The following is a 22,020-nucleotide window of genomic DNA, read 5'->3' as shown; positions in this document are numbered from 1 at the left end:
GGCCTCCAGCAGGCTCAGTGGGCGCCCAGGTGGGACAGGAGGTCCTGGCGGGTGAGCACACCCTTGGGCTTGCCGTCGACCAGGACGAGCGCGGCGTCGGACTTCTCCAGCATTCCCACCGCCTCGCTCACCGGCTGACCACCACCGATCATCGGCAGAGGGTCGCCCATGTGCCGCTCGATCGTGTCGTGCAGGTGGGCCTGACCGGTGAACAGCGCGTCGAGCAGGTCCCGCTCGGCGATCGAGCCGGCGACCTCACCGGTCACCACGGGCGGCTCGGCCTTGAGCACCGGCAGCTGCGAGACGCCGTACTCGCGCATGTAGTCGATCGCGTCGCGGACGGTCTCGGTCGGGTGCACGTGCACCAGCTCGGGCAGCCCGCCCGGCTTGCTGGCCAGCGCGTCGGCCACCGTCGGCTCGGCGCCGGAGTTGTCGAGGAAGCCGTACCGGGCCATCCACGAGTCGTTGAAGATCTTGGAGAGGTAGCCACGACCACCGTCGGGCAGCAGCACCACCACCACGTCGTCCGGGCCGGCCCGGCGGGCGACCTCCAGTGCGGCCACCACCGCCATACCGCAGGAGCCGCCGACCAGCAGCCCCTCCTCGCGGGCCAGTCGCCGGGTCATCTCGAAGGACGCCTTGTCGGAGACCTCCACGATCTCGTCGGCGACACCCCTGTCGTACGTCTCCGGCCAGAAGTCCTCGCCGACGCCCTCCACCAGGTACGGCCGGCCGGTGCCACCGGAGTAGACCGAGCCCTCCGGGTCGGCCCCCACGACGCGCACCCGACCCTCGGAGGCCTCCTTGAGGTACCGGCCGATGCCGGAGATGGTGCCGCCGGTGCCCACGCCGGTCACGAAGTGGGTGAGCTGGCCGTCGGTCTGCTTCCACAGCTCCGGGCCGGTGGTCTCGTAGTGCGAGCGTGGGTTGGCCGGGTTGCTGTACTGGTTGGGCTTCCAGGCGCCGGGGATCTCCCGGGTCAGCCGGTCGGAGACGTTGTAGTACGAGCGCGGGTCCTCCGGCGCGACGGCGGTCGGGCAGACCACCACCTCGGCGCCGTACGCCCGGAGCACGTCCTGCTTGTCCTGGCTGACCTTGTCGGGGCAGACGAAGACACACTTGTAGCCCTTGAGCTGGGCCACCAGGGCCAGCCCGACACCGGTGTTGCCGCTGGTCGGCTCGACGATGGTGCCGCCGGGCTTGAGCAGGCCGGCGGCCTCGGCGTCCTCCACCATCCGCAGCGCGATCCGGTCCTTCACCGAGCCGCCCGGGTTGACGTACTCCACCTTCGCCAGCACTGTGGCCTGGATGCCCTTGGTGACGTTACGCAGACGCACCAGCGGGGTGTTTCCGATCATGTCGACGACGTTGTCGTAGTACTGCACGGTGTGCCCTTCGTTGCGGCGCCGGCGGTGGGCGGCCGGGAAGACTTTTCCTCGCCGCCCAGCGTACGTGTCGTCAGGGCACCAGCCCCCCGGGGATGACCGAGCTGCGGCGGGCCTCCCACTCCAGGAACCGATCGGTCTCGGCGAGGACGCTGCCGGCCAACCAGGTGACCATGACCGCGTCGTCGGCCAGCCCGAAGATCGCCAACGGGATCTCCGGGAGCAGGTCGATCGGCGAGACGATGTACGCCGTCGCCGCGGTCATCAGGGCCAGCCGGAGGCCGCCGTCGTACTCCCCCTTGGTCGTGGCTCGGATCATCCGGGGCAACGCGGCCAACCGCGTGCCGATCGACGGCCCGTTGCGCGCCCCGGCCGCCAGGGCCCGCGCCAGGGCCGTGAACGCCGCGCTGCGCTTCAGTGTCTTACCCATCGTCGCGCTCCTCTCCGCCGGATCAGCGTGGCGGGTCGGCGCAAGTAGGCCGGCCTCTGGAACCCTGGTACCCCGTCGCGTCGGTTTCCAGGCACCCGGGTGCCGTCACGACGACAGCGGTGTGTCGGGCCAGCGCGATAATGTCGCGGTATGGGGGTGGCACATTCCGTCGTACCCGGTGGTGAGCGCTGGCGACAGGCCCGGCGGTTCCTTCGGCTGGCAGCCATCGGGACAGGCGCCACCGCGGCGGCCGCGGTGGCGACCGGCGGGGTGCTTGTCGGTCAGGCCCGCCAGGCTCGACGGACCATCCCGATGGCCGAGGCGCCGCCGCCCCGCTGCGACGGGATGTACGGCGCGAAGTTCCCCGGCCCGGCGCTCACCATGGTCGTGCTCGGTGACTCGTCAGCGGCCGGTTACGGGGTGCACCGCCGTCGGGAGACGCCCGGGGCGCTGCTCGCCACCGGCCTGTCCCGTCGACTGCACCGGCCGGTGCAGCTGCACCGCTTCGCGGTGGTCGGCGCCATCTCGGCGGCGCTGCGCCACCAGGTGGAGGCGGCGCTGGAGTGCCGACCCGACATCGCGGTGATCCTCATCGGCGGCAACGACATCACCAACCGCACCCCACGGGGCCTCGCGGTGCGCTATCTGGTCGAGGCGGTGCACACCCTGCGCGACGCGGGCTGCGAGGTGGTCGTCGGCACCTGCCCCGACCTGGGCGCGATCCGCCCGATCCAGCCACCCCTGCGCTGGCTGGCGCACCGCTGGAGCCGCCAGCTCGCTGCGGCCCAGACGGTGGCCGTGGTCGAAGCGGGCGGCTGGACGGTCTCCCTCGGCGACCTGCTCGGCCCCCGGTTCGCCGCCGAGCCGACCCGGATGTTCGCCTGGGACCGGTTCCATCCCTCCGCCGAGGGGTACGCGATGGCCGCCGCCGCGCTCCTGCCGACGATGCTCTCCGCCCTCGGCGCGACCCCGGAACGACGGGCCACACCGACCCGCGGCGACGGCGTACGGTCGCTGCCGAAGGCCGCGCAGGAGGCGGCTCGACACGCTGGCACCGAGGTCAGCGGCGTCCAGGTCCGGGGCCGCGACCGAGGGCCCGCCGGCCGGTGGGCGCAGCTGCGCCGACGGGCGTTCTTCGGTGTCGGCGCGGTGCCGCAACACGGGTCCGCCTCGGACACCTCGACAGTGGAGGGACTGGCATGAACGAGCGCAGCGCGCGGAGCGTGACCTCCGGCGTCGCCGGCCGACTGGGTCGGGCGGCGGCGTTCTCGCTGCTCGCCGGCACCGTCGGGGGCGCCGCCGTCCTGGCCGGTGAGGCGTTCGTCGCGCGGCACCGACGCTACGCCCAACCGGAGCTGGGCCTGGCCCTGCGCGCCACGATCGGCCGGGCGGGCGCTGCTCCGCTGCGACTGGTGCTGCTGGGCGACTCGTCGGCGTTGGGCGTGGGTGTCGACCGGCTGGAGGACACCATCGGTGGGCAGTTGGCCAACCTGCTCGCCGAGGGCCCGACCGGCCGTCGGGTGCACCTGTCCAGCGTCGGTGTCTCCGGGTCCCGCTCGACGGACCTCGCCACCCAGGTGGCTCGGGCCCTGCTCGGTGAGCGGCCCGACGTGGCGTTGATCCTGATCGGCGCGAACGACGCCACCGGGCTGCGCCGACCGTCCGACGCGGCGGCCTATCTCGGCGCGGCGGTGCACCGGCTGCGGGAGGCGCGCGTCGAGGTGGTGGTGGGCACCTGCCCGGACCTCGGGGCGGTGCGGGCCATCGCGCCTCCGCTGCGCCAGGTGGTCGGCTGGTCCGGGCGTCGGGTGGCCCGCGCGCAGACCACTGCCGTGCTGGAGGCGGGCGGCTCGGTGGTCGATCTGGCCACCGAGACCGGGCCGGTGTTCCGGGCCGACGCCGGCACGCTCTGCCAGGACGGCTTCCATCCCTCCGCCGACGGCTACCGGGTGTGGGCGCACGCGCTGCTGCCCGCCATCGTCGCCGCGGCGGCGGCCACCACCCGCCGCTAGATCGTCCCGGCCAGGGGTGACATTTCCCGCCGCGTCCGCTTCTTCCGCGCCATGTTACTGGCGGGTTAACGTTGGCCCATGCCGATTGAGTCGTCCCGCGACGCCGTCATCGTCGCCACCGCCCGCTCCCCCATCGGCCGGGCGCACAAGGGGTCCCTGCGCGACGTCCGCTCCGACGACCTCGCCGCCACCATCGTCCAGGCCGCGCTGGACAAAATCCCCGCGCTCGATCCGAACACCATCGACGACCTCTACCTCGGGTGCGGCCTGCCCGGCGGCGAGCAGGGCTTCAACATGGCCCGGGTGGTGTCCACCCTCCTCGGTCTGGACACTGTCCCCGGCGCCACGCTGACCCGCTACTGCGCCTCGTCGTTGCAGACCACCCGCATGGCGATGCACGCGATCCGGGCCGGCGAGGGCGACGTGTTCGTCTCCGCCGGAGTGGAGATGGTCTCCCGCTACGCCCGAGGCAGCTCCGACGGGCTGCCGCCCGAGGCGCAGGCCCTGGTCGGCGGCGGCTGGGAGAACCCCCGCTTCGGCCCGGCCGGCGACCGCTCGAAGCAGCGCGCGCAGGGCGGCGCCGAGGTGTGGACCGACCCGCGCGAGGCCGGTGAGCTGCCCGACATCTACCTGACCATGGGGCAGACCGCAGAGAACCTGGCCCAGGTGTACGACGTCACCCGCGCCGACATGGACGAGTTCGGCGTACGCAGCCAGAACCTCGCCGAGAAGGCCATCGCCGACGGCTTCTGGGCCCGGGAGATCACCCCGGTCACCACGCCGGACGGCACTGTGGTGAGCACCGACGACGGGCCCCGGGCCGGCGTCACCCTCGACGCGGTCGCCGGCCTGAAGCCGGTGTTCCGCCCGGACGGTCGGATCACCGCCGGCAACTGCTGCCCGCTCAACGACGGCGCGGCGGCCGTGGTGGTGATGAGCGCCCAGCGGGCCGAGGAGCTCGGGCTCACCCCGCTGGCCCGGATCGTCTCGACCGGTGTGACAGCACTGTCGCCGGAGATCATGGGCCTCGGGCCGGTCGAGGCGTCCCGGCAGGCGCTGCGCCGCGCCGGCATGACAATCGACGACGTCGACCTCGTCGAGATCAACGAGGCGTTCGCCGCGCAGGTCATCCCCTCCTACCGCCAGCTGGGCATCCCGGAGGAGAAGCTGAACGTGATGGGCGGAGCCATCGCGGTCGGTCACCCGTTCGGCATGACCGGCGCCCGGATCACCGGCACCCTGCTCAACGCACTCGAGTGGCACGACAAGACCATCGGTCTGGAGACCATGTGCGTGGGCGGTGGCCAGGGCATGGCCATGGTGCTCGAACGGCTCAACTGAGCCGAGCTGCCCTCAGAGCGCGCTACGGGTCGCCGTCACCTCGGCGGCGGCCCGGGCCAGCGCCTCGGGCCCCGGGTCGGCGGCCAGCAGGTCCGCCGTGACCACCCGCAGTTGGTCCGGCAGAGCCAGGTCGTTGTCGAGCCGGGGCACGACCCGGCGCGGCTCCCCCTCGGCGTCGGCGGACAGGTTGGCCACCTCCTGCACCAGGCGGTGCACCAGGTCGGCGCGGGACACGTTGCCGGCGGTCGCGACCGCCGCCCACCGGGGCTGCTGCCAGTGCGCTATCTGACGGACCAGCAACTGCACGGCCTTGTCCAACTCCGCTGCGCTCATCGCCGCCGAGTCTACGGCCGACACCGACCGCGCCGGGTCGGGCCGGTCAGCGGCGCAGGTAGCTGAGCAGCCGCAGCAGCTGCCAGTAGAGGAAGACCAGCCCGGTGAGCAGGCCGAACGCGCTCAGCCACGCGTACCGGCGGGCTCGACCGTCGCGCACCGAGCGCTCGACGAGGTCGAAGTCGAGGATGAAACTGAACGCCCCGGCGATGATGGCCACCACCGAGAACGCGTACGGCAGCCAGCCGACCTCCCCGCTGACGCTGTAGACCGCCAGACCCGGTCGCCCGGTGATCAGGTACGACACCAGGTTGACCACGCTGAGCACGGCGATGCCGAGCAGGGTGCCGATCACCAGGCGGGCCAACCGGGGCGTTGCCCGGATCACCCGGGCCCGGTAGAGCGCCGCCATGCCGAGGAAGACGCCGAAGGTGCCTGCCACCGCCTGCACCACGATGCCCGGGTAAACCTGCTCGAAGGTGCGGCTAGCCACCCCCAGCAGCAGGCCCTGGAGGATCGCGTAGCCGACGATCGGCACCGGGTTGGTGATCGCCCGCAACGAGATGACCAGGACCAGCGCGATCGAGGCGAGAGCGCTGCCGGCCAGCGCGGCACCCAGCCACACGGCGTCGGGGATCACCGCCCAGGACACCGCGGCGGCCGCGCCGGTCACGAGCAGCAACCCGACGGTACGGACCACCACGTCGTCGACTGTCATCGGCTCGACGTCACGGGCGCCGAGCACCCGGGCCTCCACCCGGCCGGCCTCGTCCAGTCGGTTGAGCACCGGGTTGTTGCTGCGCACCGCCGCCTCCTTCGCCCGCGTCCCCCCGACGTCACTCTGCCCCGGGCGGACCGGCGGCGGCGGGCAAACGGCGCGGACGACGGCGCCCGCCCCCACCGGAGTGGGGACGGGCGCCGGTCGGCAGTGCGGACGAGGTCAGTCGTCGCCCTGGAAATAGCTCAGCAGGCGCAGGATCTCGATGTAGAGCCAGACCAGGCTGACCAGGATGCCGAACGCGGCCGTCCAGGAGTAGCGCTGCGGCAGGCCCATCCGGACGCCGTCCTCGATCTCCTTGAAGCTGAGCACGAAGCTCAGCGAGGCGACCACGATGCAGACCAGGCTGAAGCCGATGGCCAGCGGGCTGCCGTCACGCAGACCGGTGTTGACGCCGAACAGCGCCAGCACCAGGTTGATCATCATGACGGCGAAGAGGCCGACCATCACCGCGATCATGCCCTTGACGAAGGCCGGGGTGGCCCGGATGACCTTCGCCTTGTAGAGCATCGCCATCAGGAAGAAGATGCCGAAGCTGGCTACGGCGGCCTGGAGCACGATGCCGTCGTAGCGCGTCTCGAACGCCTTGCTGACCATGCCGACGAAGACACCCTCGACGACCGCGTACGCGATCACGAGCGCCGGGTTGGCCATCCGGGAGAACGAGATGATCAAGCCGAGGACCAGGCCGACCACCGCCGCGCCGATCCAGGCGGTACCGACCAGCGCGTCGGGCACGAGCACCCAGGCGGCCGCGGCGGTGATGCCGAGGATGCCGAGCAGAGCGACAGTCTTGACGACCACGTCGTCGACGGTCATCGGCGCCACGGTCGGCGGCGCGGCCGGGTAACCGGCCTGGGACGGGTACTGCTGGGGAATGCCGGGCTGTCCGTACGGCCCGGCCGGGGCGTACCCGGCGGAGCGCTCCCGCTCGGCCGCTTGGCCGAGCCGGGCGAGCACCGGGTTCGAGGTCTTCACTGTCTGGCCTCCCTCAGGGGGTCGTTTGCACGTGAACGTGCCCTCCAAGAGTAAACGGCGCAGCCAAGTCCTGGAGATCACGAATGAGAATGTGTGAGCCGACCGGTGCCCGGGGCGGGGGTCGAACCCGCACGCCTCTCGGCAGCCGCTTTTAAGGCGGCCGTGTCTGCCTTTCCACCACCCGGGCGAGTGGCACCGGCGCGCCGACACGCCTGGTGCAGTGTCACCGTAGCCGGTCTGCGGCGACCCGGCGTACCCCGCCGCCCAGGCCACATTAGGGTCGATGCCGTGAGCAGCGCAGCCCCCACGGCCCCCGACGCCGCCCCTGAGCAGGCATTCCGCCTCGCCGATCAGGTCAACCGCCGACCCCGGGCCACCCGGCTGCTGGCCGCCGTCCGCCGACACCGGGCGGATCTGCTGGCCGCGTTGATCTTCGCGATGCTGGCCGGCTGGCTCACCCACGGGCTGTGGCCCGACCCGGGAGGCCGCATCCTGGCGCTCAATCCGGAGGACCAGACCCTCTACGAGTGGTTCCTGGCGGTGGACGCCCGCGCGCTGCTCGGCGACTTCGACCTGCTCACCGACCGGCTCAACGCTCCCGACGGCGTCAACCTGATGGCCAACACCACCGTGATCGCACTCGGCATCCTCTTCGCGCCGGTCACCCTGCTGCTGGGCGCGCCGGTCACCTTCGCGCTCCTCGCCGCCGCCAACCTCGCCGGCACCGCCCTCGCCTGGTACCTGCTGTTCCACCGGACGCTGCGCACCCGCCGGGTCGCCGCCGCACTCGGCGGCGGGCTGTGCGGATTCGGACCCGGCATGGTCTCGCAGACCAACAGCCACCTGCACATGACCGCCCAGTGGCTGGTGCCGGTGATCGTCTGGCTGGTGGTCCGGCTGCTGCGAGCGGCCGACCCGGGGCCCGGGACAACCGACGAGACCGGTCACACCCGAACCACCGGGCCGGACCGGCGGCGGATGCTCACCTCCGCCGCAGGGCTGGCCGGCACGGTCACCGCGCAGGTCTTCATCGGCGAGGAGGTGCTCTTCCTCGCCGCGATCACGCTGCTGGTGATGGCGATCAGCTATGCCGTGGCGGACCGGGACCTGGCCCGCAGGGCGCTTCCCGGGTTCGTCGGCGGGTTGGCGATCGCCGCCGGGCTCGCCCTGCTGGTGCTCGGCTATCCGCTGTGGTTCCAGTTCGCCGGGCCGCAGGGCGTCGCGGACGGGATGTTCACCCCGGCCTACTTCTCCGCCGACCTGAGCAGTTGGTGGACGCTCTCCCCACTGTCGGTGGCGGGCAGCGACGAATCCGCCCGGCTGACCACCGGCCCCGCCGAGTACAACACCTTCCTCGGCTGGCCACTGCTGCTGGTCGCCGCGGTCTGCGCGGTCCGGGCCGGCCGACGCCGGCTGGTCTTCGCCTGCGTCGTGGCGGGTCTGGTGATGGGAGCCCTGTCGCTCGGCCCGGAGGTGGTGCTCGGCGGCACCCGGACGGCGATCCCCGGCCCGTACGCCCTGATCGGTGGGCTGCCGGTGGTGGACGGGGCGTTGCCGATGCGCTTCGCGCTGGCGTTGCTGCCGATCGTCGCGACGCTGCTGGTGCTCGCTGTCGACCGGGCCCTGCGCAGCTCCGGTCGGGCGCGGCGGCTGGTGCCACTGGCCGTCGGCGTGGCGCTGCTGCCGATCTTCCCGACCCCCCTGCCGACCGCCGGGCGACCGGCAGTGCCGGAGTTCATCACCGGCGGCCACTGGCGGCAGTGCGTAACCCCGGGCGGGGTGCTGGTCCCGGTGCCGCTGCCCACCCCGAAGGAGCCCTGGCCAATGCGCTGGGCGACCGCCGCCGACGCCGGTTTCGGGCTGCCGGAAGGCTTCTTCATCGGCCCGTACGGCAGGGGCGGCACCGCGGCGATGGGCACCTTCAAGCAGCCCACCTCCGCGCTACTGGCGGATGTCGCCCGGCGCGGCGACCAACCGGCCATCGGCGACGAGCAGCGCCGCCAGGCCGCCCGCGACGCCGACTTCTGGGGCGCCTCCTGCGTGGCGCTCACCGACGACGCCCCCCACGCCGACAGCCTGCGCGCCACCCTGGAACAGCTCTACGGCCCACCCACCCGCATCGCCGACGCCTGGACCTGGCGCGTCTGACCAGGACAACGGACACGACAAGGGCCCCCTCCCACCGGAACGGCGGGAAGGGGCCCTTTCGTGCAGTTGGCCGTCAGACGCGGGGCGCGCCGACCGGCTGGGAGGCCTCGACGAACTCCTCGCGCGGGTCGTGCAACTGGCCCAGTGCGACCACCTCACGCTTGAGGAAGAACGCCAACGACCAGTCCACCACCACGCGGACCTTGCGGTTGAACGACGGGATCCGGCTCATGTGGTACGTCCGGTGCATCACCCACGCCGGCCAACCGGTCATCTTGATCCCGTACACCTGGGCCACGCCCTTGTGCAGGCCGAGGCTCGCCACGCTGCCGACGTGCTTGTGCTTGTAGTCCACCGGCTCGCGACCCCGGATCACGGCCGTGATGTTGTCGGCCATCCGGGCGGCCTGGCGCACCGCGTGCTGAGCGCTCGGCGAGCAGAAGTTGCCCGGCTCCTTGGTCAGGTCCGGCACGGCGGCGCAGTCGCCCGCGCTCCAGGCACCCTCGAGCACCTGGTCACCGTCGACCACCTGGAGCGTGGGCAGGCAGGTGATCCGACGACGGTCGTCACGCGGGAAGTCGGTCGAGTCCAGCATCGGCGACGGCTTCACGCCGGCCGTCCAGACGATCGTGTCGGAGCGGAAGCTGTCACCGTCGGAGAGCTTGACCACCCCGTCGACGCAGGACTCGAGCCGGGTGTCCAGCCGGATGTCCATGTTCCGCTTCATCAGCTGCTGCACGGTGTAGGCGCCCATGTCCCGGTCGACCTCGGGCAGCACCCGCTGGGTGGCCTCGACCAGCACCCAACGGACCTCGTCCTGCTTGAGCTCCGGGTAGTAGCGCAGGGCGTCGCGAGCCATGTCCTCCATCTCGGCGAGCGCCTCGATGCCGGCGTACCCACCGCCGACGAAGGTGAAGGTCAGCGCCGAACGGCGGACGTCCGGATCCGGAGTGGCGGCCGCCACGTCGAGCCGATCCAGCACGTGGTTACGCAGGTAGATCGCCTCGCCGATGGTCTTGAACCCGATGCCCTGCTCGTGCAGGCCAGGGATCGGCAGGGTGCGGGAGACCGAACCCGGCGCCACGATCACGTGGTCGTAGGTGATCTCCCGGGCCGGGCCGCTGATCGGCTGCACGGTGGCCACCTTGCGGTCGTGCTCGATGCGCGTGACCGTGCCGGCCACCATCTTGCACCGGCGCAACTCCCGCCGCAGCGGCACCACGGAGTGCCGCGGGGAGATGTTGCCCGCCGCAGCCTCGGGCAGGAACGGCTGGTAGGTCATGTGGGGTTGGGGGTCAACCACCATGACCTCAGCCTCACGGGAGCTGAGCTTCTTCGACAGGCGCAGGGCCGCGTACAGACCGACGTGCCCGGCACCAACCACAAGGATCCGCTTCGGATTCACGTTGTCTATCTTTCCCCGGCCGGCTCAGGTAATCCCGCTCGCGCCCCCCATCTGTGACGGAGCACAACCCATGTGACCTGCGTAACCCTCAGATCGCACTGGTCACCGGCGTCGCAGCAGCCAGCCCAGCAACGCTGCCATCGCCACCGCCACCAGCAGCCCCAGCACTGTCACCCACTGGTGTCCGGCTCCCCCACCCGTCCCCGCCGCCTGCAACAACAGCACGCCGAGTACGGCGGCACCCAACAACACGGCGCCCGACCGCACCAACCAACGGCTGATCAGGTCGGGGTCCACCGCCGCGTCGTAGGGCAACAGGGCGGCCAGCGCGCAGAGGGTGTGAGCCAGGTAGAGCAGGGCCGCGACGGCGAGCAGCCGCCACAGGGCCACCGGACGGCCGTACCCGTCGGTGGCGAGCAGCCAACCGCCGACAGTTACCAACGCCGTGAAGGTCGCCCAGATCCGACGCGGACCGATAGCGGGCAACAGTGCGGCAACCGCCAGGAAGAGGATCGGCCGGCCGGAGAGCACCTCAGACGGAAAGGCCAGGGCGAACCCGGCAAGGACGATGACGAAGATCGCGGCCCGGACCAGCAGCGGGGCCACACTGACCCGAGCGATGGCGTACTGCGCCGCCCGAACCCGCTCCACGACGGTGTTCACCGCACCCGCCTTCCGTTCGCGACTGCGGGGCTCGCAAGCTCACTCCTCGCGCTCACCGCGCCGCCTTTCGTTCGCGACTGCGGGGCTCGCAAGCTCACTCCTCGCGCTCACCGGCCACCCACCCTTGGGGCCGACGCCAAGCGGGCCACGTCCCGCAGCACCAGGTCCAGGCTGCCGGCGCCGGCCCAACGCACCACCGGCACGCCGTGCTCCCGGAGCTGCCCGATCATGATCTCCCGATCCAGGCGCCACAGCCGGTACGCCACCTCGGCCCAACCCCGGTCCTTCGGCGACGCCAGGTCGGTCGGCAACGTGTCGACCGCCACCACGAACCGCCCACCGCGGGCCAACCGGGCGAGCATCTGCGCCGACCGTTCGTCCAGCAACGGGGTGAGCACCACCACCAACGCGTCCGAGGAGAGCAACTGCGGGCCGAAAACCTGGTCGTACGGCTCGTGCGCGGACGCGTGCACCCGGACGTCGAGCAGCCACTCCAGGACGGTCAGGTACTGCCGCCGCCCCGCGGCCGGCCGGAGCCGGCGGGCTCCCGGCCCGTACTCCAGCAGTGAGACCCGATCACCCCGGTGCAGGTAGTGCTCGGCGATGGCTGCGGTGGCCCGGACGGTGGTGTCCAGCACCGACGCGGCGCCGTCCACCCCACCGGAGCGGCCCGCCTCGGCGAGCACGTCGAGCAGCACCACCACCTCCGCGTCCCGGTCGGAGAGGGTGGCCGCCACGTGCAGTTGCCGGGCCCGCAACGAGACCCGCCAGTCGATCCGGCGCAACCGGTCGCCGGGGGCGAACACCCGTACGCCGGCCAACTCGCCGCCCTCGCCGGGCCGGCGGGAGTGGTGCGCCCCGACCAGGCCGGCGGCGCGGGGCATCGCCTCCACCGCCTCGAACGGCTCGGTACGCGGGTACACCCGCACCCGGACCGGCTCGATGATCACCGCCCGGGAGACCAGCAGACCGCCCGCCGCGGCGGCCCGGGCACCGGCGGGGCCGATCGGGTGCCGGCCCCAGCGCAGAGCCTTGCCGGCCAACTCCAGGTCGACTGCGGCACCGATCGGCGCCGAGGTCACGAACGGCCGGTCCGCGACGGAACGACGTCCGCCGCTGCCCGCAGCCGCCGCACCGGTCGCCGGGAGGGTGCCTGTCGCTCCGTCGTCGACGGCCTCGTCTCGGGCGAAGCCGGCCCGGTCGATCCGCAGCCACGGCGACACGCGGGAACGCATCACCACCAGGTCGTAGTCGACAGTGTCCAGGTTGCCGACGCTCACCGCCGCCGTCACGTCACCGCCCTCGACCAGCGGCCCGCCGTCACCCTGGCTGATCCACACCTCGGGCAGGGCCGTGGGCCGTCGACGCAGCGCGTACGCGGTGCCCAGCGCGAACGGCGCGGCGAGCACGACCAGGTCCACCCGACCCAGCAGCACGCCGGCCACCAGCAGCAGGCCGGCGAGCAGCACCGCGCGGCCGAGCGCCGGGGTGGGCGCCCAGCCGGCAGCCGGTTCCGCTTCGGTGGCCCTCGGCACTGTCGGTCCGGTCATCAGTGCCGGGGCCCGCCGGCGGCGTAGCTGGGCAGGGCGCCACTGGCCGGAGCGGGAGTCGCCTCCAGCACCTCGCCCACCACGAACGCCGGGTCGACCCGGCGCAACCACATCTCCGGGCGCAGGGTGATCCGGTGCGCCAGGGCGGGCGCCGCCACCGACTTGACGTCCTCCGGCACCACGTAGTCCCGCCCGCCGAACACCGCGCGGACCCGGGCCAGCAGCAACAGCGCCAGCGAACCGCGAGGTGAGGCTCCGACCAGCACCGACGGGTGCTCCCGGGTGGCCGCCGTGAGCGACACGATGTAGCGGCCGATGGAGTCCTCCACCACCACGTCCTCCAGGGCGGCCTGCATGGCCCGCAGCGTCGCCGCGTCGACCACCGCCTTGATGTCCGCCTCCTCCCGGCGACGGCTCATCCGACGGCGCAGCACCTCCCACTCCTCCTCGTGCTGGGGGTAGCCGAACGAGACCCGCAGCAGGAACCGGTCCAGCTGCGCCTCGGGCAGCGGGTAGGTGCCCTCGTACTCGATGGGGTTGGCGGTGGCCAGCACGTGGAACGGCTCGTCCAGCTTGTAGGTGACCCCCTCCACCGACACCTGCTTCTCCTGCATCGCCTCCAGGAGCGCGGACTGGGTCTTCGGCGGTGTCCGGTTGATCTCGTCGGCGAGGAGCAGGTTGGTGAAGACCGGGCCGGCCCGGAAGGTGAAGTCGCCGTTGCGCTGGTCGTAGAGGAAGGAACCGGTGACGTCGGCGGGAAGCAGGTCGGGGGTGAACTGCAACCGACGGAAGTCCAACCCGAGGGCCTGGGCGAACGAGCGGGCGGTCAGCGTCTTACCAAGCCCTGGCAGGTCCTCCAGGAGGACGTGTCCGCCCGCGAGGATGCCGGCGAGGACCAGCTCCAACGCGTCCCGCTTGCCGACCACGACCGTGCCGACCGCGTCCAGGACCGCCCGAGCCAGCTGCCCGACCTCGGCGGGGGCAATGCTCCGGTCGACGTCGTTCATCAGATGCTCTCCAGTTCGGCGACGATCACCGCGAGTTCGCGCGGCGACGGGGTGCGGCGAGGCGGGGTCTCCAGGAACGTCCACAGGCGGTCACCCAGCAGGACGCGAGCGCGGGCGGGATCCAACTCACGGGTGACGCCGTGTTTCAGCCGCATCCGCTCGTCGGCCAGCTCACCGATCCGGGGCAGGACCGTGCCGCTGAACCGTTCGGGACGGGTCGAGGACCAGTCCAGGGGCCATTCCCACCGGTTGATCGCGCTCCGCAGCGCGTCCCGGGCATCCCAGTTGTAGCTGCCGTCCTCCTCGCCCGTGCCGACCCGACCACCACCCGGCGGGGGTGGCGGCGGCGCGAGCAGGGCGGTGACCCGGCGCACCGCCAGCACGGCGAGCACCCCGGCGATCAGTACGGGCAACGAGACCTGGAGGCCCACCGCGCGGAGGCCGACGAGCAGGACCGCGACCAATGCGGCCGCCCACGCGAGGGAGCGCAGCACCGGACGCCACCGGGAGGCGCGCGCCTGCGGACCGACAGGCGCCGCCTCCTCCTCGAACGCGAGCAGATCGTCGATGCTGGTGCTGCTCATGAGGTCACCACCGCGGTGAGCTCTCCGCGCAGTCGGCCGAGCGCGGCGCGGGCCTGGTCCCGGGTGCGTTCACCCACCGGGTGGGTGGCGTACCGGGCCTCCCGGTAGACGTGCGCGAACTCCGCCAGCACGTCGGTGCTGGCGATGGCCGGCACGCCCGCCTCCGGATCACCCTGCAACAGCCGGCTGACCAGGTCGGTGGGGGTGTCCCCGGCGAGCCTCGGCACGCCGGCCGCGGCGGCGGTCTCCTCCAGACGCACCCAGCAGGCGATCACCGCCACCCGGGGGTCGGTGTCCCGGTCGTCGAGCTCCACCAGGCCGGCGTCGAGGGCGGCCACCACCTCGCGGGCGGTGCCCTCGGCGGTGCGACGGGCCCGCTGCGCCGGCACCGCCCGGGTGGTGCGGCGCAGCGCGCCCCGGATCAGGACCCAGCTGAGGTAGCCGAGCGCGGCGAGGATGGCCAGCCCGAGCAGGACCACCGCCACCGTGCCGACCCACTGCGGAATGTGCGCCTGAGTGGCCTCGCCGGCGTCACGTGGCTCGATCGGGATGGACGGTGACGGCTCGACGGTCGGGTACTCGGGAACCCACGGAACGTTGTCCGCCGCCGGCGGGATCCGACTGGCCCCGATCGACGAGTGGGCGGACGCCAGCGCGGCACCGGCGAGCAGGGCGGCGACCACACCGACCGGCCACCATCGGCGGAGCAGGCCGAGCACCGGAGGCAGCACACCCGGCTCGGCGGATGCTGCCGGTGTGGGCGGGCGTGTTCCGTCTGTCATCGCCACCACCCCACGCGTCGTCTCAGTCCACTCCGGCCAGCTGTTTAGCCTGGCCGAAGACGTCGTCCAACATCCCTGGTGTCAACCGCCCCGTGAAGGTGTTCTGCTGACTGACGTGGTAGCAGCCGAGCACGTCCGGAGCGTTCGTGCCGGACCAGTGTGCCCCATGACCGAACGCCGGTCGCGGGCTGGGCGGGCGCTGCCCGTACACCGCCCGGAGCACCGGCCACCACGCCGCCCAGGCGAACGCGCCCAGCGCGACGACGACCCGCAGCGTGGGCCGGATCAGCGCGACCTCGCGGTGCAGCCAGGGTGCGCAGGTGTCCCGTTCCGCAGGGGTCGGCTTGTTGTCCGGAGGCGCACACCGGACGGCCGAGAAGACCCGCAGGTCCCGCACTGTCAGCCCGTCGTCGGCGGCGACGCTGGTCGGCTGGTTGGCCAGCCCGGCCCGGTGCAGCGCGGCGAACAACACGTCACCCGACCGGTCACCGGTGAAGATCCGGCCGGTGCGGTTGCCACCGTGCGCGGCGGGCGCCAGCCCGAGGATGGCGATCCGGGCGTCACCGGTGCCGAACCCCGGCACCGGCCGACCCCAGTACTCCTGGTCGCGGAAGGCGGCCCGCCGGGTGCGGGCGACCTCCTCCCGCCATTCGACCAGCCGTGGGCAGGCGAAACAGTCGCTCACCGCCGCGTCGAGGTCGGCCAGGTCGGTCGCCCGCGCTGCGCGGGCGACCACCTGTTCCGGGGTACGCGTCTCAGCCAAGCTTCGCCCGGAAGAGTTCCAGGGTGCGGGCCCAGGCGCTGGCGGCGGCGCGCTGGTCGAACGCCTCCGGCCGGTCGTCGTTGAAGAAGGCGTGCGAGGTGCCCGGGTAGTCGTAGAGGTGGCAGTCGCCGCCGGCCTCCTCGATCGCCCGACGAGCGGTCTGTACGCCCTCGTCGGCCGAGGTGCCGTCCTCTTCGGAGCAGTGGATGACGGCGGCCTTGCCGGCGTAGTCGGCCCAGTCGGGGCGCATCGACTCCCAGGGGAGCACCGGATAGAAACCGGCGGTGGCGACGATCCGCTCGGAGATGGTGGCCGACCAGAGGGCCAGGCTGCCACCGGCGCAGAAGCCTACGGCACCGACCTTACCGGTGACCTCGGGTCGCCCGGCGAGATAGTCGGCCGCTCCGGCGATGTCCTTCGCCGCCTCGTCCATCCGCATGGCCAGCAGGAGCCGCTGCGCCTCGTCCGGCTCGCTTGTCGTCTCACCGTGGTAGAAGTCCGGGGCGAGGGCCACGAAACCGGCCTCGGCGAACCGGTCCGCCACCGACCGGATGTGCGGGACCAGGCCCCACCATTCCTGGATGACGATGACGGCGGGGCTGGCCGTGCCGCTGGCGGGTATCGCGAGATACCCCTCGCTCGTGCCCCCGTTGCTGCGGTAGCTCACCATTTCGCCCATGGGCCGTCCTCCTAGCGGTCAGTCATCGTTGGCTGGTCGCCCAGTGGTCCTACGTGCCGGTAGCCTGCCACGCCACGGGGCCGTCGGGAAGACGCCGGAACAGTGGCATTCACCTCCTGTTCGCACCCCGGTGACTCCGGGTACGCCGACGGCGGCGGGTCTGCTCCCGCCGCCGTCGATGCCGATCTACCGCTGTGGTCAGACCTTCTTGGTCAGGCAGAGCACGTAGCCCGTCTTGCCCGGCTCGATGCTGGAGAAGATGTACCCCTCCTCGTCCTCCTTGAAGAACTGGGTGCAGGTGGTGTCGGCCTTGGCCTGAGCCTCGCTCTGGCCGTCCACCCGACCGACCACGTTGTACGCCGCGTCGGTGGAGGTGCATTCGACGACCTTGGCGCCGTCGACCTCCTCCTGCTCGGTGCCGGTGACCTCGGGCAGCTCGGCGATGCAGTCGCCGGTCTTGGCGTCCGCGGTCTCGTCCTTGTTGAAGTAGTTGCCGATCGCCGAGGCGACGCCGAACTTCAGGCCGGCGATGACGACGACGGCGAGGATCGCACCGACGATGCCGAGGGCCTTCTTCCCGCCGGACTTCTCCGCCTTCGGCTCGGCCGCCGGCAGCGGGTCGGCGGCCTGCGGCGTCTCGGCGGCCGACTCCGACTCGGCCGGCTGCTGCGGCGTCTCGGCGGCCGACTCCGGCTTGGCCTGCTGCGGCGCTGCCGCTTGCGGCGTCTCGACGGCCGGCTCAGGGGTTGCGGCGTCGGGCGCGGGGGGCGGTGCGACCTGCTCTGGCACGGGGGTTCCTTCCGAGGGGTTGATGAGCAGACGACACCGTAACGATCATTGATTTCCGGTGCCGTCCCGCTCGCCTCGTCCGTTCAGCCATTTCCCAGCTTCACCCGCATGATCCAGTTCACACCGGCCTAACTGGTCGGGGTCGGGGTCGGTGCGCCACTCGGCGTCGCGGTCGGGCTCGCCGGACTCGTGGTCGGCGTCGGCGTCCCGGCCGGCTCCGGCGTCCCGGTCGGCTCCGGCATGCTGGTCGGCTCCGGCGGTGCGACGGGCACACCCGGCCCTCGGGGCCCGAAGGGCGCCTCGCCCGGACAGAACGGGTACGTCCGCAGCGCCGGCTTGTCGTCGACGTTGAGAGCCTCGTCGCAATTCGGGTAGCCGAGGCGGATCGGGTTGCCGTTCTGGTCGAAGAGCCGGGCGTTCTCCACCAGGCGGCCCTCGCTGTCGTAGACGAAGACGTCAGTGATCCGGTCGTACGGGTTGTCCACCGAGGTCTGGTCGTAGCCGTAGTAGCCGTAGCGCATCCGGTCCTCGGCCTGAATCAGGGCGGCGAACGCGAAGACTGCCAGCACCGCACTGCCGACCTGCACCGCCGAGCGCGGCCAACCGGTCAGCTGGGCCGAACGGCGACCGATCCAGATGGAGGCGAGCACGAAGCCGATCAGCATGATCAGGCCGGCGAGCAGTTCACCGCCGAACCTCGGCAGCAGCCCGAATTCGCCACCGGTGGTGACCACGGTGACCAGCATCGCCGCCAGATAACCGCGCAGCACCCACCAGGCCGGGCGCAACAGTCGGAGGAAGTCGCTGGCCGTCGCGTACCCCAGGGGTGGGCCGAGTCGGGTGTCGAGCGTGCGCAGCCGGCCGCGGACCTGGGCCATCGCGCTCGCCACCCGCTGGTCGAGATTGCGCCCACCGCCCGAGGCGGCACCGGCCGCGGCGCGCAACTCGGCGGCGTACGTCTCGGGCTCGCCCAACCGCTCGAGCAGGGTGCCCTCGGACTCGGCTGCGACCTCGGTGAGGTGGTCGGCGAGATCCTCGGTCAGCTCGTCGCGTTGCCCGGTCGGCAGGTCGGCCAGTGCGGCCCGGACCCGCGCCACGTAGTCGGTGATCTCCTGCTCCGTGACGGTCATGCCGCCAGCCCCCGATCGTCGAGCAGCGTGTCCATTGTGGTGGCGAACGAGCGCCAGATCTTGCCGGAGCGGGTCAGTTGGTCGCGCCCCGCGGCGTTGAGTGAGTAGTACTTGCGGTGCGGCCCGGATTCGCTCGGCACGACGTAGGTGGTGAGCAGGCCGGCGGCGAAGAGGCGGCGCAGCGTCCCGTAGACCGAGGCGTCGCCGACCTCCTCCAGGCCGGCCTCGCGTAGCCGGCGCAGGATGTCGTAACCGTAACCGTCCTCCTCCCGGAGCACGGCCAGGACGGCCAGGTCAAGCACGCCCTTCAGTAACTGTGTGGTGTCCACGCATTGCACACTAGTGCGTAATGCGCAGTAGCGTCAACGAATCCGCCCCGACACGCCGACCAGTCCGGCGCGCAGAAGGTTGATCGACTCGGTTTTCAGGAAGTCGGGACGTCCACGCTGCGCGGACACCGCGGTTTCAACGACGGCGAGTTGATCAAGCCGTCAGCGCGCGGTGGCTGACTGGAGGCTCCAGGCGATGCCGTCGAGGATGTCGTGCTCCGACGCGACCACCGACGGCATCCCGGCCCGCTCCATGATCACGCGAAGCACCAGCGCACCCGCGCCGATCACGTCGGCCCGGCCCGGGTGCATCACCGGGTTCGCCAACCGCTGCGCGCGGGTCTGACCCAGCAGCTCCGCTGTCACCCGGGCGACCTCCTCGTACGACACCCGGGCGTGGTGGATGCGCTCCGGCTCGTACTCCCGCAGGCCCCGGGCGAGCGCGACCACTGTGGTGACCGACCCGGCGAGGCCGACCAGGGTGGCCGCCTCGCGACCGGGCACCACGGCGAGCGCCCGGTCCACCACCGCCGCAATGTCGGCCTCCGCCGCCGCGACCTGCTCGGACGTCGGCGGGTCGCCGGGCAGGTGCCGCTCGGTCATCCGGACGCAGCCGATGTCCACCGAGATCGCCGACCGCACCCCGGCGGCCCGGTCACCGACCACGAACTCGGTGGAACCACCACCGATGTCGACGACCAGGAACGGCTCCTTCGCGTCGGTGGGCAGCCCGCGCACCGCGCCGGTGAACGACAGCCGGGCCTCCTCGTCGCCGCTGACCACCTCGGGCGCGACACCGAGGGTGGCCTGCACCATCTCGGTGAATTCGTCGGCGTTGGCGGCGTCGCGGGAGGCCGAGGTGGCGCACATCCGCACCCGCTGGGCACCCAGCTTCTCGATGTCGGCGGCGTACGACGCCAACGCCACCCGGGTCCGCTCGATGGCCTCCGGCGCCATCCGGCCGGTGCGGTCCACGCCCTGCCCCAACCGGACGATCTCCATCCGCCGGACCAGGTCGACAAGCGGCGCCTGCGGCCCGGCCGAGGCGTCGGGCAGGTCGGCGACCAGCAGTCGGATCGAGTTGGTCCCGCAGTCGATGGCCGCCACACGCGTCGTCACGGCAGCAACCTTACGGCAGCCCGCCCAGCTGACTCCCTGTCACAGGCGCAGCAGCATCCGGGTGTTGCCCAGCGTGTTCGGCTTGACCCGCTCCAGGTCCAGGAACTCCGCGACGCCCTCGTCGTACGAGCGCAGCAGCTGCTCGTAGACCGGCTGCGGCACCGGAGCGCCGTCGATCTCGCGGAAGCCGAACGAGCCGAAGAACCTGGTCTCGAAGGTGAGCACGAAGATCCGCGCCACGCCCAACTCCCGGGCCGCGTCGATCAGCTCACCGACCAACCGGTGACCGATCCGCCGGCCCCGGCAGGACGGGTCCACGGCCACCGTGCGGATCTCGGCCAGGTCTTCCCACATGACGTGCAGCGCGCCACAGCCCACCACGACGTCGTCCTCGGCCCGGACCGCGACCCGGAACTCCTGCACGTCCTCGAAGAGGGTGACGGTGGCCTTGCTCAGCAGCCGCCGGTCGTCGGTGTAGGTGTCGACGAGTCGCCGGATGCCCCGCACATCCCCGGTGCGGGCCCGCCGTACCAGGATCTGACTCTCGGGTGCCTCGGACCCGGCCTGGGGACTCATTCGCCCGCCGACACGTCCACGCACGGCCCCGCCGACCACCAGGGCTCGACCAGTTCCAACGTCTCGTCACCGAACGGGTTCACCCCGGGGCCGGCACCCAACGCGTGACCCAGGTGCACGTGCAGGCACTTCACCCGGCCCGGCATCCCACCGGCCGAGATGCCGGCGATCTCCGGCACCTCACCGATCGCCTCCCGGCGGGCCAGGTAGTCCTCGTGCGCGGCACGGTAGTGGGCGGCGAGCTCCGGGTCCGTCGTCAGCCGGTCCGCCATCTCCTTCATCAGCCCCGCCGACTCCAGTCGACTGCACGCGGCCGTGGCCCGGGGGCAGGTCAGGTAGTAGAGGGTCGGAAACGGGGTGCCATCGGCGAGGCGGGGGGTCGTCTCCACCACGTCCGGAAGGCCGCACGGGCACCGGTGGGCCACCGCGCGGGTGCCCCGGGGCGTGCGGCCGAGCTGCGCGGCCACCGCGGCCAGGTCGGCCTCGGTGGCCGGCTCGCGCTGCGGCAGGGGTACGGAATCCGCCGCCGGCTCCGACGGTGGTACGACAGTCACTGTCTCTCCTGGTGCGCTGATCGGTGGATCACTTGCCCGGCTGCTGGCTGTCCGCTGCCCGCACGCTCGACCAGAGCGTGTCGTACCAGGTCGATGGCCCCGCCGGGGCGGCCGAACCGGCCGACTTCCCGGCGTCCCGGGCGGCGCCCTCCGGGTCGTGCAGCACCACCATCATCTTCTCGCCCGGCCGGCCCATGAAGAACCGTTCCCGAGCCTGCGTCTTGATGTACTCGTCGTCTTTCCACTTCGCGGCCTCGGCGGCGAGCTTCGCGATCTCCTGCTCCTGCACCGCCTGCGCGGCCTCCATCCGCTCGATGTCGGCCTGCTGGTCCAGGTAGACCCGGACCGGGTAGGTGTAGGCCAGGGCGAGCGCGATCAGGACCGCGAACAGCACCGTGGCGCGACCGGTGAAGCGACGGGGGTTGGGTGCGGCGAGCCGCTTCACGGCACCACCGGCGGCGGTACGCCGAGCGGCGGCCGGACGATTCGCGGAGCGGACGCCCTCGGCGCCCCGGGCAGCACCCGGCGCGCGACCGGCGGCCCGCGGCTCGGCGCGTACGCCGGCCTCCCGGACCGATCCCCGCGTGGCGCGCCCACCGCCCGGCCGACCGGACTGACCCGGCCGGCGGGCGGGACGCTGACCACCCGGTGTGCGGCGCTGCTGCATCGTCACACCCCTCCCCCG

General features: G+C 72.2%; 23 protein-coding genes, 1 tRNA gene and 1 pseudogene. 4 read left to right on the top strand and 21 right to left on the bottom strand.

Annotated elements, in window-relative coordinates; translation table 11 throughout:
- Nucleotides 1-14 precede the first annotated feature (14 nt).
- Together IW249_RS13935 and IW249_RS13930 are read right to left on the bottom strand one after the other, a co-directional pair.
- The gene (locus IW249_RS13935) at nt 15-1,385 is read right to left on the bottom strand and encodes a cystathionine beta-synthase (protein ID WP_196921122.1); all 1,371 of its coding nucleotides are present in this window, start codon (nt 1,383-1,385) and stop codon (nt 15-17) included.
- A gap of 73 nt (nt 1,386-1,458) precedes the next feature.
- Entirely contained in the window at nt 1,459-1,815 is a 357-nt protein-coding gene (locus IW249_RS13930; protein WP_112582466.1) for a YkvA family protein, read from the bottom strand.
- Between the two features lie 150 nt (nt 1,816-1,965).
- On the opposite strand from IW249_RS13930, the pseudogene IW249_RS13925 reads away from it, so the two are divergent.
- The 3 genes and pseudogenes from IW249_RS13925 to IW249_RS13915 all read left to right on the top strand — a co-directional run.
- A pseudogene (locus IW249_RS13925) lies at nt 1,966-3,029 on the top strand (SGNH/GDSL hydrolase family protein); the annotation flags it as partial.
- A complete protein-coding gene (locus tag IW249_RS13920; protein ID WP_196921119.1) occupies nt 3,015-3,827 on the top strand; it encodes an SGNH/GDSL hydrolase family protein in 813 nt (270 codons plus the stop codon). The pseudogene IW249_RS13925 and the gene IW249_RS13920, both read left to right, overlap by 15 nt.
- Nucleotides 3,828-3,905: 78 nt before the next feature.
- Nucleotides 3,906-5,168: an acetyl-CoA C-acetyltransferase gene (locus tag IW249_RS13915; RefSeq protein ID WP_196921117.1), complete on the top strand. Its 1,263-nt coding sequence runs from the start codon at nt 3,906-3,908 to the stop codon at nt 5,166-5,168.
- 12 nt (nt 5,169-5,180) lie between these two features.
- On the opposite strand, the gene IW249_RS13910 is transcribed toward IW249_RS13915, so the two are convergent.
- The 4 genes from IW249_RS13910 to IW249_RS13895 form a co-directional block, all read right to left on the bottom strand.
- On the bottom strand, nt 5,181-5,501 hold the full coding sequence (locus IW249_RS13910; protein WP_196921116.1) for a hypothetical protein: 321 nt from the start codon (nt 5,499-5,501) through the stop codon (nt 5,181-5,183).
- A gap of 46 nt (nt 5,502-5,547) precedes the next feature.
- A complete protein-coding gene (locus IW249_RS13905) occupies nt 5,548-6,306 on the bottom strand; it encodes a Bax inhibitor-1/YccA family protein (protein WP_196921114.1) in 759 nt (252 codons plus the stop codon).
- Nucleotides 6,307-6,441: 135 nt separating this feature from the next.
- Complete coding sequence (locus IW249_RS13900; RefSeq protein ID WP_196921112.1) at nt 6,442-7,257, bottom strand: Bax inhibitor-1/YccA family protein; 816 nt, start codon at nt 7,255-7,257, stop codon at nt 6,442-6,444.
- Nucleotides 7,258-7,363: 106 nt separating this feature from the next.
- Nucleotides 7,364-7,444, bottom strand: a tRNA-Leu gene (locus IW249_RS13895).
- Between the two features lie 101 nt (nt 7,445-7,545).
- Here IW249_RS13895 and IW249_RS13890 point away from each other — a divergent pair.
- The gene (locus IW249_RS13890; protein WP_196921110.1) at nt 7,546-9,405 is read left to right on the top strand and encodes a hypothetical protein; all 1,860 of its coding nucleotides are present in this window, start codon (nt 7,546-7,548) and stop codon (nt 9,403-9,405) included.
- A 73-nt stretch (nt 9,406-9,478) separates the two neighbouring features.
- On the opposite strand, the gene IW249_RS13885 is transcribed toward IW249_RS13890, so the two are convergent.
- The 15 genes from IW249_RS13885 to IW249_RS13815 all read right to left on the bottom strand — a co-directional run bounded on the left by IW249_RS13885 (nt 9,479) and on the right by IW249_RS13815 (nt 22,002).
- Entirely contained in the window at nt 9,479-10,810 is a 1,332-nt protein-coding gene (locus IW249_RS13885; protein WP_196921108.1) for an NAD(P)/FAD-dependent oxidoreductase, read from the bottom strand.
- A gap of 102 nt (nt 10,811-10,912) precedes the next feature.
- The gene (locus IW249_RS13880) at nt 10,913-11,473 is read right to left on the bottom strand and encodes a hypothetical protein (protein ID WP_196921106.1); all 561 of its coding nucleotides are present in this window, start codon (nt 11,471-11,473) and stop codon (nt 10,913-10,915) included.
- A gap of 107 nt (nt 11,474-11,580) precedes the next feature.
- Nucleotides 11,581-13,023 carry a DUF58 domain-containing protein gene (locus IW249_RS13875; RefSeq protein ID WP_196921104.1) on the bottom strand — a complete coding sequence of 481 codons (1,443 nt, stop codon included), beginning with the start codon at nt 13,021-13,023 and terminating at the stop codon, nt 11,581-11,583.
- Entirely contained in the window at nt 13,023-14,030 is a 1,008-nt protein-coding gene (locus IW249_RS13870) for an AAA family ATPase (protein WP_196921102.1), read from the bottom strand. The genes IW249_RS13875 and IW249_RS13870 overlap by 1 nt, the downstream gene beginning before the upstream one ends.
- Nucleotides 14,030-14,614, bottom strand: a complete 585-nt coding sequence (locus IW249_RS13865; protein WP_196921100.1) for a hypothetical protein — start codon at nt 14,612-14,614, stop codon at nt 14,030-14,032. Before IW249_RS13865 ends, IW249_RS13870 begins: the two co-directional genes overlap by 1 nt.
- On the bottom strand, nt 14,611-15,396 hold the full coding sequence (locus IW249_RS13860) for a DUF4129 domain-containing protein (protein WP_196921098.1): 786 nt from the start codon (nt 15,394-15,396) through the stop codon (nt 14,611-14,613). The genes IW249_RS13865 and IW249_RS13860 overlap by 4 nt, the downstream gene beginning before the upstream one ends.
- Before the next feature lie 22 nt (nt 15,397-15,418).
- Nucleotides 15,419-16,132, bottom strand: coding sequence for a uracil-DNA glycosylase (locus tag IW249_RS13855; protein WP_196921096.1), 714 nt, complete (start codon nt 16,130-16,132; stop codon nt 15,419-15,421).
- A 19-nt stretch (nt 16,133-16,151) separates the two neighbouring features.
- Nucleotides 16,152-16,838 carry a dienelactone hydrolase family protein gene (locus tag IW249_RS13850; RefSeq protein WP_112671006.1) on the bottom strand — a complete coding sequence of 229 codons (687 nt, stop codon included), beginning with the start codon at nt 16,836-16,838 and terminating at the stop codon, nt 16,152-16,154.
- Nucleotides 16,839-17,036: 198 nt separating this feature from the next.
- Complete coding sequence (locus tag IW249_RS13845; protein ID WP_307788587.1) at nt 17,037-17,627, bottom strand: LppU/SCO3897 family protein; 591 nt, start codon at nt 17,625-17,627, stop codon at nt 17,037-17,039.
- A 128-nt stretch (nt 17,628-17,755) separates the two neighbouring features.
- Nucleotides 17,756-18,757, bottom strand: a complete 1,002-nt coding sequence (locus IW249_RS13840; RefSeq protein ID WP_196921094.1) for an HAAS signaling domain-containing protein — start codon at nt 18,755-18,757, stop codon at nt 17,756-17,758.
- Nucleotides 18,754-19,086, bottom strand: coding sequence for a PadR family transcriptional regulator (locus tag IW249_RS13835; protein WP_196921092.1), 333 nt, complete (start codon nt 19,084-19,086; stop codon nt 18,754-18,756). Before IW249_RS13835 ends, IW249_RS13840 begins: the two co-directional genes overlap by 4 nt.
- Before the next feature lie 162 nt (nt 19,087-19,248).
- A complete protein-coding gene (locus IW249_RS13830) occupies nt 19,249-20,193 on the bottom strand; it encodes a Ppx/GppA phosphatase family protein (RefSeq protein ID WP_196924780.1) in 945 nt (314 codons plus the stop codon).
- Between the two features lie 51 nt (nt 20,194-20,244).
- Nucleotides 20,245-20,781: an amino-acid N-acetyltransferase gene (locus IW249_RS13825; RefSeq protein ID WP_196921091.1), complete on the bottom strand. Its 537-nt coding sequence runs from the start codon at nt 20,779-20,781 to the stop codon at nt 20,245-20,247.
- Complete coding sequence (locus tag IW249_RS13820) at nt 20,778-21,335, bottom strand: DUF501 domain-containing protein (RefSeq protein ID WP_196921089.1); 558 nt, start codon at nt 21,333-21,335, stop codon at nt 20,778-20,780. The genes IW249_RS13825 and IW249_RS13820 overlap by 4 nt, the downstream gene beginning before the upstream one ends.
- Before the next feature lie 28 nt (nt 21,336-21,363).
- Entirely contained in the window at nt 21,364-22,002 is a 639-nt protein-coding gene (locus tag IW249_RS13815) for an FtsB family cell division protein (protein WP_196921086.1), read from the bottom strand.
- Nucleotides 22,003-22,020 lie beyond the last annotated feature (18 nt).

Origin of the sequence: Micromonospora vinacea (assembly GCF_015751785.1) — a bacterium.
In the GTDB taxonomy this organism is placed as follows: domain Bacteria; phylum Actinomycetota; class Actinomycetes; order Mycobacteriales; family Micromonosporaceae; genus Micromonospora; species Micromonospora vinacea.
The sequence above is the reverse complement of the archived record's forward strand: the minus strand, read 5'-3'. Positions and strand labels throughout refer to the sequence as shown.

Coding starts and splice junctions, on each gene's coding strand:
- IW249_RS13815 (WP_196921086.1), bottom strand. CDS start 22,002: ATGCAGCAGCGCCGCACACCGGGTGGTCAGCGTCCCGCCCGCCGGCCG.
- IW249_RS13920 (WP_196921119.1), top strand. CDS start 3,015: ATGAACGAGCGCAGCGCGCGGAGCGTGACCTCCGGCGTCGCCGGCCGA.
- IW249_RS13850 (WP_112671006.1), bottom strand. CDS start 16,838: ATGGGCGAAATGGTGAGCTACCGCAGCAACGGGGGCACGAGCGAGGGG.
- IW249_RS13825 (WP_196921091.1), bottom strand. CDS start 20,781: ATGAGTCCCCAGGCCGGGTCCGAGGCACCCGAGAGTCAGATCCTGGTA.
- IW249_RS13915 (WP_196921117.1), top strand. CDS start 3,906: ATGCCGATTGAGTCGTCCCGCGACGCCGTCATCGTCGCCACCGCCCGC.
- IW249_RS13875 (WP_196921104.1), bottom strand. CDS start 13,023: ATGACCGGACCGACAGTGCCGAGGGCCACCGAAGCGGAACCGGCTGCC.
- IW249_RS13930 (WP_112582466.1), bottom strand. CDS start 1,815: ATGGGTAAGACACTGAAGCGCAGCGCGGCGTTCACGGCCCTGGCGCGG.
- IW249_RS13860 (WP_196921098.1), bottom strand. CDS start 15,396: ATGACAGACGGAACACGCCCGCCCACACCGGCAGCATCCGCCGAGCCG.
- IW249_RS13865 (WP_196921100.1), bottom strand. CDS start 14,614: ATGAGCAGCACCAGCATCGACGATCTGCTCGCGTTCGAGGAGGAGGCG.
- IW249_RS13840 (WP_196921094.1), bottom strand. CDS start 18,757: ATGACCGTCACGGAGCAGGAGATCACCGACTACGTGGCGCGGGTCCGG.
- IW249_RS13870 (WP_196921102.1), bottom strand. CDS start 14,030: ATGAACGACGTCGACCGGAGCATTGCCCCCGCCGAGGTCGGGCAGCTG.
- IW249_RS13910 (WP_196921116.1), bottom strand. CDS start 5,501: ATGAGCGCAGCGGAGTTGGACAAGGCCGTGCAGTTGCTGGTCCGTCAG.